The sequence below is a fragment of the Amycolatopsis sp. NBC_00345 genome (genome assembly GCF_036116635.1).
In the GTDB taxonomy this organism is placed as follows: Bacteria; Actinomycetota; Actinomycetes; order Mycobacteriales; family Pseudonocardiaceae; genus Amycolatopsis.
Genome location: NZ_CP107995.1, coordinates 2,986,175 through 3,000,596, shown reverse-complemented (window position 1 = coordinate 3,000,596; position 14,422 = coordinate 2,986,175). Strand labels below are relative to the sequence as shown.

The window sequence follows — 14,422 nt, the reverse complement described above, 5'->3', positions numbered from 1 at the left end:
ACGATTCAGCAGTGACGGGCCCGGGACCGGCGTGTGGTCCCGGGCCCGTCACCGCTGCCCGTCCGGTGCCGGGCCCCCGCGCTCGACTTTCGCCCAGGTAGTCCAGCCCCGGGCCCGCAGCAGCTCGATCAGCCGGCGGGCGGGCGGCGCGGTGCCGGACGCCAGCGCGTCCAGCAGCCGGGCGAGCGGCGGCTCGACGCCGGCGTCGTCCTCGCCCGGCCCACCGGTCATCCGCGTGAGGTGGACGGCCAGCCGATCGGCCAGCTCGACCAGCTCCGGGTCGTCGCCGGACCGGTCGAGGGCCCGGCCCAGGGCGCGGTAGAACCCGATCAGCTCCGGGTCGGCGAGCTGCTTGTGCTTGCGGGCGGCCCATTCCGCGGCCCGCCCGGGTGCGTGGGCGGCGAGCAGGATCCAGCCGTCGCGCTCAAGTCCGACGAGCCGTTCGTCGACGCCGAGGGCCCGTAGCCGGTCGAGCAGCCCGGCCACTTCGGGGGACAGCGCCAGGCTGTCCCCGGAGGCGAGGCGGGCGATCCGCTCGCGGTGCCGCTGCCGTTGCCGGATCTCCGCGCGCAGCCGCCGGTCGATGTCCGCGACGGCCGCGGCGAACTCCTCCTCGCCGGCCCGGATCAGCTCCCGCACGCGCGCCAGCGGGACCCCGGCCTCGGCGAGGGCCCGGATCTTGACCAGCTCGACCACGGCGGCGGCGTCGTACCTCCGGTAGCCGGAATGGTCGCGTTCGGGCTCGGGCAGCAGGCCCTTGGCGTGGTAGTGCCGCACCGCGCGCACCGTCACCCCGGCGTACGACGCCAGCTCGCCGATCGTCACCATCGGCCCAGTCTCCTGGCCGGGGGAGCCGTTCAGGAAGCGGCCCGGACGATCCGGGCGATCTCCGCGGCGTGGGTCATGACCAGCCGGTGATCGGCTTCGAGCCAGGACACGGCGATGTCCGGCCGCTCGCCGAGGAGCCGGTTGATGCCCGCCCGCCAGTTCCGGTTGCGCCACGGCCCGCGGCCTTCGCCGCCGGTACCGGCCATCGCGGTGGACATGATCATCCTGACCGGGCCGCCGATTTCCCGGTACCGGCCGAGGATCTCGGACCGCACGCCGTCGATCGCCACGTTCAGGCCGACGATGTCCGGCGGGGCGAGCAGCACCTGGTGCGGCGTGCCCACGGCCGTTTCGGCCTGCTCCGCGAACGCTTCCGCCATCCCGGTGAATTCCGCCAGGTCGGCCTCGGTCACGAACGGCTCGGGCACCGGGTTCGCCCCGTCGACGAGGACCAGCCCGGCCAGTGCGCCGGGGTGCGCCGCGGCGTAGTGCACGGCCAGGTCCGCGCCCAGCGAGTAGCCCATGAGCAGGGGCGGCGAGGACAGGCCGCGGCGCGTCAGCTCCGCCAGCACGGCGGTGAGATCGCTCAGGAACGCGTCGAAGGTGTAGTCCCCGGCGGCCGAGGACAGGCCGTGGCCCCTGAGGTCGAAGGTCACCACGTCGTAGTCGCGGCGCAGCAGCGAGATCAGCTCGCGCAGGGCGGCCTGCGTCGAGAGGAGCCCCGGGCACAGGACCAGCGGCCGTCCCCGGCCGCCGCGGGACACCGCGATCGTGACGCCGTCGTGGTGGACCTCGAACTGCTTGAGGCTTCCGGCGTCGTCGGCCGCATCGGTTTCGGTGGTCATGGCGGGCACGCTAAAAGGTTGCCCCTGCGTCAGGGTCAACCCCGCGGACCTCGATGGCTCCCACCGGGTGGGAAAGCGTACGGCCGTCACGCTTACAGTCGGAGTATGCAGACTTGGTCATCCGTCGACGTGCCCCGGCTTCCGGGCACCCCCCGCCCCCTCCGGCTCCACGACACGGCGACCGGGCAGGTCCGCCCGACGGCTCCCGGTGCCACGGCCCGGATGTACGTCTGCGGCATCACCCCGTACGACGCCACGCACCTCGGCCACGCGGCCACGTACCTGGCGTTCGACCTGGTCAACCGGGTGTGGCGGGACAACGGCCACGAAGTGCACTACGTCCAGAACGTGACCGACATCGACGAGCCGCTGCTGGAGCGCGCCCAGCGCGACTCCGACGACTGGGTGGTGCTCGGGATGCGCGAGACGGCGCTGTTCCGCGAGGACATGACGGCGCTGCGCGTGCTGCCGCCGCGCCAGTTCGTGGGCGCGGTCGAGAGCATCCCGGAGATCGTCGAGGTGATCGCGAAGCTGCTGGCCAACGGCAGCGCCTACCGCGCGGACGACCCGGAGTTCCCGGACATCTACTTCGACCGGAACGCCACCGGCCGCTTCGGTTACGAGTCGAACTACGACGCCGAGACGATGAACAAGTTCTTCGCCGAGCGCGGCGGCGACCCGGACCGCCGCGGCAAGCGCGACCCGCTCGACGCGCTGCTGTGGCGGGTGGCGCGCGAGGGCGAGCCGTCGTGGGAGTCCGAGCTGGGCGCCGGCCGGCCGGGCTGGCACATCGAGTGCAGCGCGATCGCGGTGAACCGCCTCGGCCTCGGCTTCGACCTGCAGGGCGGCGGCTCCGACCTGATCTTCCCGCACCACGAGTACAGCGCGGCGCACGCCGAGGCGGTCGCGGGGGACCACCCGTTCGCCCGGCACTACGTGCACGCCGGGATGATCGGCCTCGACGGCGAGAAGATGTCGAAGTCCCGCGGGAACCTGGTGTTCGTCTCGCGGCTGCGCGCCGACGGCGTCGACTCCGGCGCGATCCGGCTGGCGCTGTTCGCCGGGCACTACCGCGAGAACCGGCCGTGGACGGCGGAGCTGCTGACCGAGGCGCAGGAGCGGCTCGCCCGCTGGCGGGAGGCCGTCGCGCTGCCGGGCGGCCCCGACGCCACCGACGTGGTCGCCCGCCTGCGCGACCACCTCTCCGACGACCTCGACACGCCGAAGGCACTGTCCGCGGTGGACTCATGGGCGACCGGGGCACTGCGGCGCGACGGCACCGACACCGTCGCGCCCGGACTGATCCGCAACGCCGTCGACGCGCTGCTCGGCATCCAGCTCTGAGCTCCGGTTCGGTGGGCCGGGCTCACCCGGCCCACCGAACCGTATAACGCCCTATACGGCGACCGGCTGGCGCGCCACCAGTTCCAGGTGGTCACCCGTCCAGTCCCGGCGCAGCCACCGATCATGAGACGCGATGACCACCGCGCCCGGCGCGCTGCCGAGCGCGGCGAACATCTCTTCGGCCAGTACCAGCGAGATGTGGTTCGTCGGCTCGTCGAGCAGCAGCACGTCCGGCGGGTCAGCGAGCAGCACGGCGAGCGCGACCCGCCGCCGCTGCCCGACGGACAGCTCGCCCACCGGACGGCCCAGGTCGCGGGGACCGAGCAGGCCCAGCCGGGACATCGGCGGGGCCTGCTCGCCCAGCGCGGCGCGGTAGACCTCGTGCGCCGAGCGTTCCGGCTCGTCGAACACCACGTCCTGGTCCAGCATCCCGACCCGCACCCCGGGTCCGAAGTGGACGGTGCCGGCCGGTGGCGCGATCCGGCCCGCCAGCACCGACAGCAGCGTGGACTTGCCCGCGCCGTTGCCGCCGGTGACGAGCAGCCTCGCCGAACCCGTGACGTCCAGCCGGGGCAGGCTCAGCCGCCCCGGCACCTCGATCCCGCGCACCGAGATCGCGGGGCCGTCGCCGGTGGCCCGCGCGGTGAGCGCGCCCTGGAAACGCAGGGGAGCGGGTGGTTTCCGCACCTGGTCGCGTTGCAGCTCTTCCAGTCGCAGCCGGGCATTGCGGACGCGGCGGGAGACCTGCTTCTCGACCCGCCCGCCCTTGCGGTCGTACAGCGTCTTCGCGTTGTCCGGCTGCGGCCGGTTGTGCGCGACCCGGCGGGCGGTCACCGCGACCGACTCACGTAGCTCCTTCAGCTCGTCCTGCTCCTCGGCGTAGCGCTGTTCCCAGCGCGCGCGTTCGGCGCGTTTCTGCTTCAGGTAGTCGGTGTACGCGCCGCCGTAGCGGGTCGCGCCCCCGGTGAGCCGGTCGGCCGGCGCCGGGTCGAGGTCGACGATGCCGGTGCAGACCGCGTCGAGGAACACCCGGTCGTGCGAGGACAGCACGACCACCCCGGTCAGCTCGGCGAGGTGGGCTTCGAGGAACTCCATCCCGGCGTCGTCGAGGTGGTTGGTCGGCTCGTCGAGCAGCATCGTGGCCGGCCGCCGGATCAGCAGCGCGGCCAGCCCGAGGCGGGAGCGCTGGCCGCCGGACAGCGTGGCCAGCCGCCGTCCGGGCTCGACGCCGCCGAGCCCGAGCCCGTCGGTGACCAGCTCGGCGCGCCGGTCGGCGTCCCAGAGGTCGTGGGCCTGGGCCCACTCCAGCACCCGGCCGTACTCGTCGAGCAGCGCCGGGTCCTCGGGCCGGTCGGCCATCGCGGAGGTGAGCCGCTCCAGCCGGTCAGCGGCCGAGCGGATCTCGGCCAGTGCGCTGTCGACGACGTCGGCGAAGGTCGCGGTGCCCGGGAACGGCAGCTCCTGGAGCAGGAACCCCAGGTCGTCGCCGCGGACCACCTCGCCCGAGCGCGGCACTTCGAGGCCGGCGAGCAGGCGCAGCAGCGTGGACTTGCCTGAGCCGTTCTCGCCGACGAGGCCGAGCCGCTGGCCGGCCGAGGCCGTCAGCGAGACCCCGTCGAGGACGGTGTGGGTGCCGTAGCCGAAGACGACGTCCTTGGCCTGCAGGAAAAGAGACATGAGCGATCACCGGGCCTGAAGTGGAAACGGTTCCCCGACGGGACTCGCGGCTCACGGGAGCGGTGCTCGACCGGAGCGGCCTCGATACGGGGAAGGGCTCGGCTCAGCTGTTCATAGTGCGGAGATCCTAACGCGACGACTGTCGGATTAGTCAACCCGTTATTTCGCGGGCCGTCTCTTCGTCGCCGGCGAGCAGCGTGGCGGCCTCCTGGTCGGCGGCCGTTTCGCCTTCGGTCAGGAACGCCACCAGCGCGGTCAGCTGACGCCGGTCGAACGACGCCATCCGCTCGCCGAGCCGCTGGGCGAGCGGGGCGTAGAGGTCGGTCAGCTCCGCCATCCGGTCGGGCAGCGGGCGCACGCGCAGCCGCCGCCGGTCGGCCGTGTCGGTGGCGCGCTCGACGAGCCGGGCGTGCTCCATCCGGTCGAGCATCCGGGTGAACGCGCCGGTGGTCATCCCCAGCAGCCGGGCCAGCTCGGTGGGGGAGTCGGTCGCGCCGCTGTGCACGAGCTGGAGGCAGTGCAGCTCCGCCGGCGTGACGCCGAGCCGGTCGGCGACCGCGGTGTGGAAGCGCACGGTGGAGCTGACGAAGCGGGGCAGCGCGAGAGCGGCGGCGGTGGCGAGTTCTCGCTGGTGGGGCAAGGGACCGTCCTCAAGGCTCGCGGGCGCAGTCGCTGCTTCGCGCAGTAACTGTCCGTGAGGGTAGCGGAGCTGGTTGACAGCGGGTCAGGCGGCTGCGAATCTGAAGGAAGTCTTTCGAAAGAATCCTTTCAGATATCGGAGCGAACCATGGCCGAGCTGCCCCCGCGCAAGCGCGTCGACGACGCCGAGCTGCTCCGAGCGCTGGCGCACCCGCTGCGGATGGCGCTGCTGCAGTACCTCACCGCCATCGGGCCGCGGACCGCGAGCGAGTGCGCGGAGGCGGTCGGGTCCACGGCGTCGAACTGCAGCTGGCACCTGCGCCAGCTCGCGCAGTACGGCCTGGTCGAGCGCTCCGAGGGCGGTGACGGCCGCGAGCGCCCGTGGCAGGCCCGGCAGGTCGGCCTCGACCTGGGGGACTTCAGCGACGACCCGGTGCTGACCAGCGCGCAGCTCGCCGTCGTCGGCACGCAGCTGGGCCAGGAGCAGGAGCTGACGCAGCGGTACCTGGACTCCTTTGACGGGCTCGACCCGGAGTGGCGGGACGCCGGCGGGATGAGCAACTACACGCTGCGGGTCACGCCCGCGGAGCTGGAACGCCTGGTCAAGGCCATCGACGCGCTGGTGCGCCCGTACGCGCGCCCGATCCGGCAGGACACGCCCGCCGACGCGCGGCCGGTGCACCTGGGCGTGCGCGCGTTCCTGCGGATCGAGCACGACGGGAAGCCGAGCGCGTGAGACAGCTGCTGGCGATCCCCGCGTTCGTGCGGCTGTGGGTGGCGGCCTTCTTCGGCGAAACGGCCGAGTGGATACTGCAGGTCGCGCTGCCGCTGTTCCTGTTCACGAGCACCGGCTCGGCCGCGGCGACCGCGCTGAGCATCGTGCTGGGCCTGCTGCCGACCGTGCTGCTCAGCCCGGTCGCGGGGGTGGTGGCCGACCGGTGGAACCGCCGCGCGGTGCTCGCCGCGGTGTGCGCGGGCCAGGCCGTGGTGGTGCTGCCGCTGCTGGCGGGCTCGGCGATCCCGGTCGCGCTGGTCTACGTCGTGATGGCCGTGCAGGCCGGGCTCTCGTCGGTCTTCGAGCCGGCCCGCAACGCCCTGGTGCCGGAGCTGGTCGGCGCGGGCGAGGTCACCGGCGCGAACGGGCTGATGAGCGTGAACGGCAGCGTCGCCCGGCTCGCGGGCGGCTGGGCCGGCGGCGTGCTGCTCGGCTGGGGCGGGCTGGAAAGCGTGGTGCTCGGCTACCTCGGGGCGCTCGCGCTGGCCGGACTGCTGCTGGTGCGGCCGTTCAAGCGCGTCGGCTCCGCGACCGCCGCGGCGCCGGTGAAGGAACCGGTGCTCGCGGCGTGGCTGGCGGGCCTGCGCGAGCTGACGGGTGACCCGCGGCTGCGCGCGACGGGCGTCGCGACGGTGCTCGCCGCCGTCGCGCAGGGCATGTTCCTGGTGCTGTTCGTGGTGTTCGTGCTCGACGTGCTGGGCGGCAGCGAGGCCGACGCCGGGCTGCTGCGCGGGGTGCAGGCGATCGGCGGGCTGGCCGCGGGGTTCGCGGTGGCGACGGTCGCCCGCCGGGTCGCGCCGGTGACGCTGCTCGCCTGGGGCTCGCTGGTGACCGGGGTGCTGTCCGCGCTGATCTGGAACCTGGCCTTCGCGACCACGGCGCTGGGCGTTTACGTCGGGCTGTTCATGGTCGTCGGCGCGCCCGCGGTGGTGACCGGCGCGGGGCTGCTCTCGCATTTGCAGGGCGTGGCCTCGCCGGAACGGGCCGGGCGGGTGCTGAGCACGGTGTTCGCGGTGATGGCGGCGGGCACGGCCGCCGGGGCGCTGCTCGCGGGCACACTCGTCGCCGTCACCGGGCCCGCGGTGCTGCTGGACGTCCAGTCCGGGATCTACGTGCTGGCCGGGCTGGTGCTGCTGGGGTGGGGTAAGGGGCGGTGGTGGCGGTCCGCCGGCCGGGAAGTGGTTACGGTGGAGGAGTGCCGTCTCTCTTCGCCACCAGTGACCTCCATGTGACCCACGAGGGCAACGCGCCGATCGTCGACCGGGTCGTGCCCGATTCGCCGGAAGACTGGCTGCTGGTCGTGGGCGACGTCGCCGAACGCGCGTCGGCGATCCGCGACACGCTCGCCACGCTGCGGGAGCGGTTCGCGAAAGTCGTCTGGGTGCCCGGGAACCACGAGCTGTGGACCACCCCGAAGGACGAGGTCCAGCTGCGCGGGCAGGCCCGCTACGAGCACCTCGTCGAGCTGTGCCGCTCGATCGACGTGCTCACCCCGGAGGACGAGTACCCGGTGTGGGAGCACGGCGCGCGGCCGCTGACCATCGCGCCGCTGTTCGTGCTCTACGACTACAGCTGGCGCACCCCCGCCGCCGAGGGGAAGTCGCGCGAGGTCGCGCTGGAGCAGGCGCGCGAGGCCGGCGTGGTCTGCACCGACGAGTACTTCCTGCACCCGGACCCGTACCCGAGCCGTCAGGCGTGGTGCGCCGAGCGGCTGAAGGTCAGCACCGACCGGCTCGACGCGATCCCGGCCGGCCACGGCACGATCCTGATGTCGCACTGGCCGCTGCACCGCCATCCCACGGCGCCGCTCTACTACCCGGAGTTCGCACTTTGGTGCGGTACCACGGAAACCGAGGACTGGCACCTGCGTTACCGAGCCGAGCTGGCCGTGTACGGCCACCTGCACATCCCGCGCACCACCTCGGCCGACGGCGTCCGGTTCGAGGAGGTCTCGCTCGGCTACCCGCGTGAGTGGAGCCGCCGGGCCCGCGGCGCGGTCCCGATCCGGAAGCTGCTCACGGCCTGACGGCTAGGCTGCCGGACGTGACTGGGGAACCCTTGGTGCGGACGGTGCTCGGCGACGTCGACCCGGCCGCGCTCGGGGTCACCGACGCGCACGACCACCTGTTCTTCGCCTCCCGGCAGCTGCCCGGCCAGGAGCTGGACGACCTCGCGGCGGCCGGGGCCGAGCTGCGGGCGTTCGCCGCGGCCGGCGGGCGGACGGTGGTCCAGTGGACGCCGTTCGGGCTGAACCGGCGAACGGCGGACCTGGTGGGGCTGTCGCGGGCCACCGGCGTCGCGCTGGTCGCGGCCACCGGGCTGCACCGGGCCGAGCACTACCCGGCCGAGCTGCTCGACCGGGTCGCGGACCGGCTGGCCGAGGTGTTCGTGGCCGACCTGACCGCGGGCACCCCGGCGGGCGACGACCCGGACGGCGAGCGGAGCGGCCCGAAGGCGGGCCTGATCAAGGTGGCCGGCGCGTTCCACGTCCTGGACCGGCACGCGCACTGGACGATGGTCGCCGCCGCGCAGGCCCACCACGAGACCGGCGCGCCGATCGCCGTGCACCTGGAGCTGGGCACCGCCGCGCGCGAGACGGCGGACCTGCTGTGTGGGGAGCTGGCCGTGCCGCCGTCCCGGGTCATCCTCGGCCACCTGAACCGCAATCCGGACCTGCGCGTGCTGCGCGAGGTCGCCGACACCGGCGTCTACCTCGGCTTCGACGGCCCTTCGCGCGCCAACCACGCGACCGACTGGCGGCTCGCCGACCTGCTGCTGGAGCTGTCGGCGGCCGGGCACACCGGGCAGCTGCTGCTCGGTGGCGACACGACCACCGCGGCGGCCCGGCTGTCCTCCGGCGGCGGTCCCGGCATCCCGTACCTGCTCACCACGCTGCGGCCCCGGCTCGCCCAGGCACTGGGCGAAGAGGTGACCGACGCGATGCTGGTGGCGAACCCGGCCCGCGCGTTCGCCGCCCGCTGGCGTCGCTGACGGCCCCTCAGCGCAGGCCGAAGCCGCCGCCCTCCTGCCCCGGACGGCGCCGTCGCAGGTACCGTTCGAACTCCGCGGCGATCTTGTCGCCGGAGACCTCCTCCATGGTGACGTCGGTTTCGGCGTCGCCACGCTCTTCGAGGCCGCGGACGTACTCGGCGATCTCCTCGTCCTCGTCGGCCATCTCGGTGACCGTGCGCTCCCACTCCTCGGACTGCTCCGGCAGCGCGCCCAGCGGGATCTCGACGTCCAGGACGTCCTCCAGCTTGTGCAGCAGCGCCAGCGTCGCCTTCGGGGACGGCGGGTGCGAGACGTAGTGCGGCACCGCGGCCCAGATGGACACCGCCGGGATGCCGGCCTGCACGCAGTAGTCCTGCAGCACGCCGACGATGCCGGTCGGGCCCTGGTAGTTGTTCAGCTCCATCCGGAACTGGCTCGCGGTGTCCTTGTCGTAGGCCGTCCCGGTGACCGGGACGGGCCGCGTGTGCGCGGTGTCCGCCAGCAGGGCACCGAGCGTGACGACGGTGGCCACGTCGAGCTGCATGATGTGCTCCAGCAGCTCCGCGCAGAACGCGCGCCAGCGCATGTTGGGCTCCGGGCCCTGCACGAGCACGACGTCGTGGTCGAGGCCCTCGGGGCGGCAGACCGACAACCGGGTGGTCGGCCAGTCCACCCGGCGGGTGACACCGTCCACCATGCGCACTGTGGGCCTGCTCACCTGGAAGTCGTAGTAGTCGTCCGGCTCCAGCTCGGCCAGCGGTGTGGCGTCCCAGTTGAGCTGCAGGTGCTCCACCGCGCGGCTGGCCGCGTCACCAGCGTCGTTCCAGCCTTCGAAGGCCACCACCATCAGCGGGCGGTTCGGTTCCGGGCGGGGGCGATCCGGATCTGGCGGTCGCTGGGTCTCGTCGACGGGCTCACTCACCTGACCAGCCTACGACCCTTCGCCCGTACCCTGTGCAGCATGTCCGACCACATGCCGTCACCGTCGGCCTACCCGTCGCCGGAGCGGGGGACGGCCGGACCGAAGACCACACTTTCCGGGCGGGTTCCGTCCGGCGTGGCGCCGTCGTGCTCGTCCGCGGCGCCCGAACCGACAAGGAGAAAACCGTGACTGCACCGTCCTCTTCGGACGGATTGGCTGCCGTGCTGTGGGATATGGACGGCACCCTCGTCGATTCCGAGAAGCTCTGGGACGTCGCGCTGTACGAGGCCGCGGAGATGCTCGGCGGGCGGCTGAGCGAAGAAACCCGGCTGACGCTGGTGGGGTCCAACATGGACGCCACCTCGACCGTGCTGCTCGAGGCGACCGGGCGTCCGGTCACCCCCGAGGCGGTGGCCGAGACCGGCGAATGGATCCGCCGGCGCACCGCGGGCCTGTTCGACGACGCGCTGCCGTGGCGGCCGGGCGCCCGCGAGGCACTGGCCGCGGTGAAGGCGGCGGGCGTGCCGTCCGCGCTGGTCACGTCCACCGAGCGGGCCCTGACCGAGCTGGCGCTGAACACGATCGGCCGCGAGTTCTTCACCGTCACCGTCTGTGGCGACGAGGTGGACGGGCTGAACAAGCCGCACCCGCGCCCGTACCTGAAGGCCGCCGAGCTGCTCGGCGTGCCGGCGGAGCGGTGCGTCGCGGTGGAGGACTCGCCGCCGGGCGCGGAGTCGGCCGAGTCGGCGGGCTGCACCGTGCTCGTCGTGCCCAACGACGTCGACGTGCCGGAGGGGGAGCGGCGGGTGTTCCGCGGCTCGCTCGTGGGCATCGACGCCGGCGCGCTCGCCGGGCTGCGGAGCCTGGTGTGACGCGGGCGTCAGCCGGGTCACCCGGAGCGGCGGACGCGAGCGCGGGGTGGAAGGATCTGCAGACCGTGAAGACCTTCGATGAGCTGTTCGCGGAGCTTGCCGAGCGCGCGCGTACCCGTCCCGACGGGTCCGGCACCGTCCTCGCCCTGGACGCCGGAGTGCATGCCCAGGGCAAGAAGGTGCTCGAAGAGGCGGGCGAGGTGTGGATCGCCGCCGAGCACGAGTCCGACGACCGCCTGGCCGAGGAGATCTCGCAACTGCTGTACCGGGTCCAGGTGCTGATGCTCGGCCGGGGAATCTCGGCCGAGGACGTCTACCGCTACCTGTGACGCGCTCGCGCACCGGAGATCGAGGAGAGAGCGAAATGCTGCGTGTTGCCGTGCCGAACAAGGGAGCCCTCGCCGCCACCGCGTCGGAGATGCTCGGCGAGGCGGGGTACCGCAGGCGGCATGAGCAGCGTGACCTGACGGTGCTCGACACCGTCAACGAGGTCGAGTTCTTCTTCTTGCGCCCCAAGGACATCGCCATCTACGTCGGGTCCGGCGACCTGGACCTCGGCATCACCGGCCGGGACCTCGCGCTCGACTCGGGCGCGCCGGTGACCGAGGTGCTCGGACTGGGCTTCGGCGGCTCGACCTTCCGCTACGCGGGCCCGGCCGGCCAGGACTGGAAGCCGGCCGACCTGCACGGCAAGCGCCTGGCGACGTCGTACCCGCGGCTGGTCCGCGAGGACCTCAAGCGCCACGGCGTCGAGGCCGAGGTGATCCGCCTCGACGGCGCGGTGGAGATCTCGATCCAGCTCGGCGTCGCCGACGCGATCGCGGACGTGGTCGAGTCCGGCCGCTCGCTGCGCCAGAACAACCTGGTGGCCTTCGGCGACCCGATCTGCGTGTCCGAAGCGGTCCTGCTGGAGCGCGAGGGCAGCGCCGCGTCGAAGGCGAAGTCGCAGGTGGCCGCCCGGCTGCGCGGGGTCGTGTTCGCGCAGCAGTACCTGATGCTGGACTACGACTGCCCGCGCGGGATCCTGGAGCAGGCCATCGCCATCACCCCGGGCCTCGAGTCGCCCACCGTCGCCCCGCTCGCGGACGACAACTGGGTCGCCGTCCGGGCGATGGTGGCGCGCAAGGCGGTCAACCAGGTGATGGACGAGCTCGCGGACGTCGGCGCGAAGGCCATCCTCGCCTCGGACATCCGGTCCTGCCGCCTTTGAGCTTGACCGGTCTCTGAGCTGACATCCGAAGGGCGTCTTCCCATGGGGGAGGCGCCCTTCGGCTATCCGAGCTGATCGCGGCGGCGGGTCAGGTGGGCCGTTTCGGCGGTGTTGCCCGCCAGCTCGATGGCTTTGTCGTACGCCGCGCGCGACTGCCGACTGTGGCCCAGCCGGCGCAGGAGGTCGGCGCGGGTCGCGTGGTAGGCGTGATACCCGGCCAGCTTGTCCTCGAGCCGGTCGACGGCCGCCAGCGCCACCTGCGGGCCGTCGATCTCGGCGACCGCGATGGCCCGGTTGAGGGCGACGATCGGTGAGGGATCGAGGCGGACGAGCTGGTCGTAGAGCGCGACGACCTGCGACCAGTCCGTGTCCCGCCCGTCGCGGGCGGAGGTGTGCACGGCGTTGATCGCGGCGAGGATCTGGTAGCGGCCCGGAGCCACCCCGGCGGCGGCAGCGGCCAGGCGCTCGCGCACCAGCCGGTGCCCCTCGGCGATCAGCGCCGCGTCCCAGGAACCGCGGTCCTGCTCGTCGAGGGTGACCAGTTCGCCGCTCGCCGAAAGCCGGGCGGTGCGGCGGGCCTCGATGAGCAGCATCAGCGCCAGCAGCCCCGTCACCTCACCGTCGTCCGGCAGGAGGGCGCGGATCAGGCGCGTGAGCCGGATCGCCTCGGCGGTCAGATCGTGGCGTACGGGGCCGGTGCCGGGGCCGGTCGCGAGGTAGCCCTCGTTGAAGACGAGGAAGAGGACGGTGAGCACGCCGGAGACCCGGGCCGGGAGGTCCGCCGCGGACGGCACCCGGTAAGGGATGCGCGCCGCCTTGATCTTGGCCTTCGCGCGGGTGATCCGTTGTCCCATGGTGCTTTCCGGCACCAGGAAGGCCCGCGCGATCTCGGGCATGGTCAGGCCGGCGACCATCCGCAGCGTCAGCGCCACCCGGGTCTGGGGCGCGAGCGCCGGGTGACAGCAGGTGAAGATCAGCCGGAGCCGGTTGTCGTCGATGGCGTCGGGAGGCTCGGGCGGGTCGTCGTCGTACACGAGCTGAGCCTCCTTCTGCTTCTCGTCGCGCTTGCTCTCGCGCCGGATCCGGTCGATGGCCTTGCGGGTGGCGGTGGTGGTCAGCCAGGCGCCGGGGTTGGGCGGCGTGCCGTCGGCCGGCCACCGGTCGACCGCGGTCGCGAACGCCTCGGCCGCTGCCTCTTCGGCGATGTCGAGGTCCCGGAAACGCTTGGTCAGCGCGGCGACCACCCGGGCCCATTCCTCACGGTGGGCCCGGATGATCGCTTCCCGGACGTCGGCGCCGCTCACAGGAACGGGCGGACCTCGATCTTGCGATTGCAGGCCTTCGACCCCTCGGTGGCGAGCTTGAGCGCGACGTCGAGGTCGGCGGCCTCGATCACCCAGAAGCCGGCGAGGTACTCCTTCGACTCCAGGAAGGGTCCGTCGGTGAACAACGCCTCCCCGCCCCGGTTGTCGATGACGGTGGCCGAGAGCGGCGCCCCGAGCCCACCGGCGAACACCCAGTGGCCCTCGGCCTGGAGCCGGTCGTTGAACACGTCGATCGCGGCGTCCTCCTCCGGAGTGGCGAGGCCGGCCTGGTCGTGGACCACGGAAAACAGATACTGCATCTGAAGCTCATCTCCTGTGCGGTGGCTGGGCAGAGGGTTCAGGCGGCGGCGTACCGCGGGCGCCCGGCCGGCCGGTAGACCTGGATCGTGACGCCCTTCGAGTCGGTCCGCGAGCCGGCCAGGTCGAGCGCGAGGTCCGGGCCGGTGCCGGGAAACAGCCGCTTGCCCTGGCCGAGGACCACCGGGATGACGAGCAGCGTCAGCTCGTCGACCAGGTCGTTTTCGAGCAGCCAGCGGACCAGGCCACCGCTGCCGTGCACCTGCAGCTCGCCCCCCGGCCGGGCCTTCAGCTCGCGGACGGCCGCTGCGAGGTCACCGTCGAGGACGGTCGTGCCGTCCCAGCGCGGTGCGGTGAGCGTGGTCGACGCGACGTACTTCGGGGCCGCGTCCAACGCCAGGCCGATGGGGTGGGCGCGCATCGCTTCGTTCGTGCCCCAGGAACCGGCGAAGAGCTCGTAGGTCCGCCGTCCGAACAGGAACGCGCCGGCCCGCTGGTAGGTCCGGGTGATGAATGCCCTGGTCTCGTCGTCGCCCGCGCCCTTCGCCCAGCCGCCGCGCTCGAATCCGTTCCGGCGGTCCTCGTCCGACGCGCCGCCGTTGCCCTGCACCACTCCGTCGACAGTGACCTGGGTGATGGTCGTCAGCTTCATGATCGCGGTTCCTGTCCCTCAGGGGCGCCCCTCTCGGGCGGCCTC

16 protein-coding genes are annotated in these 14,422 nt (G+C 73.0%); 8 read left to right on the top strand and 8 right to left on the bottom strand.

The features are described 5' to 3' along the window. Positions 1-48: 48 nt before the first annotated feature. Positions 49-828, bottom strand: coding sequence for a MerR family transcriptional regulator (locus tag OG943_RS13405; protein WP_328610073.1), 780 nt, complete (start codon positions 826-828; stop codon positions 49-51). Between the two features lie 29 nt (positions 829-857). Beyond that, a complete protein-coding gene (locus tag OG943_RS13400) occupies positions 858-1,673 on the bottom strand; it encodes an alpha/beta hydrolase (RefSeq protein WP_328610072.1) in 816 nt (271 codons plus the stop codon). Between the two features lie 105 nt (positions 1,674-1,778). Between OG943_RS13400 and mshC the strand changes: the two genes are divergently transcribed. Next, positions 1,779-3,017 carry a cysteine--1-D-myo-inosityl 2-amino-2-deoxy-alpha-D-glucopyranoside ligase gene (mshC, locus tag OG943_RS13395; protein ID WP_328610071.1) on the top strand — a complete coding sequence of 413 codons (1,239 nt, stop codon included), beginning with the start codon at positions 1,779-1,781 and terminating at the stop codon, positions 3,015-3,017. A 51-nt stretch (positions 3,018-3,068) separates the two neighbouring features. On the opposite strand, the gene OG943_RS13390 is transcribed toward mshC, so the two are convergent. Beyond that, positions 3,069-4,694, bottom strand: coding sequence for an ABC-F family ATP-binding cassette domain-containing protein (locus tag OG943_RS13390; protein ID WP_328610070.1), 1,626 nt, complete (start codon positions 4,692-4,694; stop codon positions 3,069-3,071). A 151-nt stretch (positions 4,695-4,845) separates the two neighbouring features. Further along, on the bottom strand, positions 4,846-5,334 hold the full coding sequence (locus tag OG943_RS13385; protein WP_328610069.1) for a MarR family winged helix-turn-helix transcriptional regulator: 489 nt from the start codon (positions 5,332-5,334) through the stop codon (positions 4,846-4,848). A gap of 147 nt (positions 5,335-5,481) precedes the next feature. Here OG943_RS13385 and OG943_RS13380 point away from each other — a divergent pair, with 147 nt between their 5' ends. The 4 genes from OG943_RS13380 to OG943_RS13365 are packed head-to-tail and all read left to right on the top strand — an operon-like array spanning position 5,482 to position 9,099. Further along, positions 5,482-6,069, top strand: a complete 588-nt coding sequence (locus tag OG943_RS13380; RefSeq protein ID WP_328610068.1) for an ArsR/SmtB family transcription factor — start codon at positions 5,482-5,484, stop codon at positions 6,067-6,069. Continuing rightward, positions 6,066-7,340 (top strand): MFS transporter, encoded by a 1,275-nt coding sequence (locus OG943_RS13375; RefSeq protein WP_328610067.1) that lies wholly within the window; start codon positions 6,066-6,068, stop codon positions 7,338-7,340. The genes OG943_RS13380 and OG943_RS13375 overlap by 4 nt, the downstream gene beginning before the upstream one ends. Beyond that, positions 7,304-8,134, top strand: coding sequence for a metallophosphoesterase family protein (locus tag OG943_RS13370; protein WP_328610066.1), 831 nt, complete (start codon positions 7,304-7,306; stop codon positions 8,132-8,134). Before OG943_RS13375 ends, OG943_RS13370 begins: the two co-directional genes overlap by 37 nt. Before the next feature lie 17 nt (positions 8,135-8,151). After that, complete coding sequence (locus OG943_RS13365) at positions 8,152-9,099, top strand: phosphotriesterase family protein (protein ID WP_328610065.1); 948 nt, start codon at positions 8,152-8,154, stop codon at positions 9,097-9,099. Between the two features lie 7 nt (positions 9,100-9,106). On the opposite strand, the gene OG943_RS13360 is transcribed toward OG943_RS13365, so the two are convergent. After that, positions 9,107-10,021, bottom strand: coding sequence for a PAC2 family protein (locus OG943_RS13360; RefSeq protein ID WP_328610064.1), 915 nt, complete (start codon positions 10,019-10,021; stop codon positions 9,107-9,109). Positions 10,022-10,206: 185 nt separating this feature from the next. Here OG943_RS13360 and OG943_RS13355 point away from each other — a divergent pair, with 185 nt between their 5' ends. The 3 genes from OG943_RS13355 to hisG all read left to right on the top strand — a co-directional run bounded on the left by OG943_RS13355 (position 10,207) and on the right by hisG (position 12,103). After that, positions 10,207-10,893, top strand: a complete 687-nt coding sequence (locus tag OG943_RS13355; protein ID WP_328610063.1) for an HAD family hydrolase — start codon at positions 10,207-10,209, stop codon at positions 10,891-10,893. 65 nt (positions 10,894-10,958) lie between these two features. Further along, entirely contained in the window at positions 10,959-11,222 is a 264-nt protein-coding gene (locus OG943_RS13350; protein ID WP_091614552.1) for a phosphoribosyl-ATP diphosphatase, read from the top strand. 35 nt (positions 11,223-11,257) lie between these two features. Beyond that, entirely contained in the window at positions 11,258-12,103 is an 846-nt protein-coding gene (gene hisG, locus OG943_RS13345) for an ATP phosphoribosyltransferase (RefSeq protein WP_328610062.1), read from the top strand. A 62-nt stretch (positions 12,104-12,165) separates the two neighbouring features. Here the strand turns inward: hisG and OG943_RS13340 are convergent, their stop codons facing one another. The 3 genes from OG943_RS13340 to OG943_RS13330 are packed head-to-tail and all read right to left on the bottom strand — an operon-like array spanning position 12,166 to position 14,377. Further along, on the bottom strand, positions 12,166-13,407 hold the full coding sequence (locus OG943_RS13340) for an RNA polymerase sigma factor (protein ID WP_328610061.1): 1,242 nt from the start codon (positions 13,405-13,407) through the stop codon (positions 12,166-12,168). Continuing rightward, on the bottom strand, positions 13,404-13,727 hold the full coding sequence (locus tag OG943_RS13335; RefSeq protein WP_328610060.1) for a YciI family protein: 324 nt from the start codon (positions 13,725-13,727) through the stop codon (positions 13,404-13,406). The genes OG943_RS13340 and OG943_RS13335 overlap by 4 nt, the downstream gene beginning before the upstream one ends. Positions 13,728-13,765: 38 nt before the next feature. After that, a complete protein-coding gene (locus OG943_RS13330; protein ID WP_328610059.1) occupies positions 13,766-14,377 on the bottom strand; it encodes a dihydrofolate reductase family protein in 612 nt (203 codons plus the stop codon). Positions 14,378-14,422: the final 45 nt, after the last annotated feature.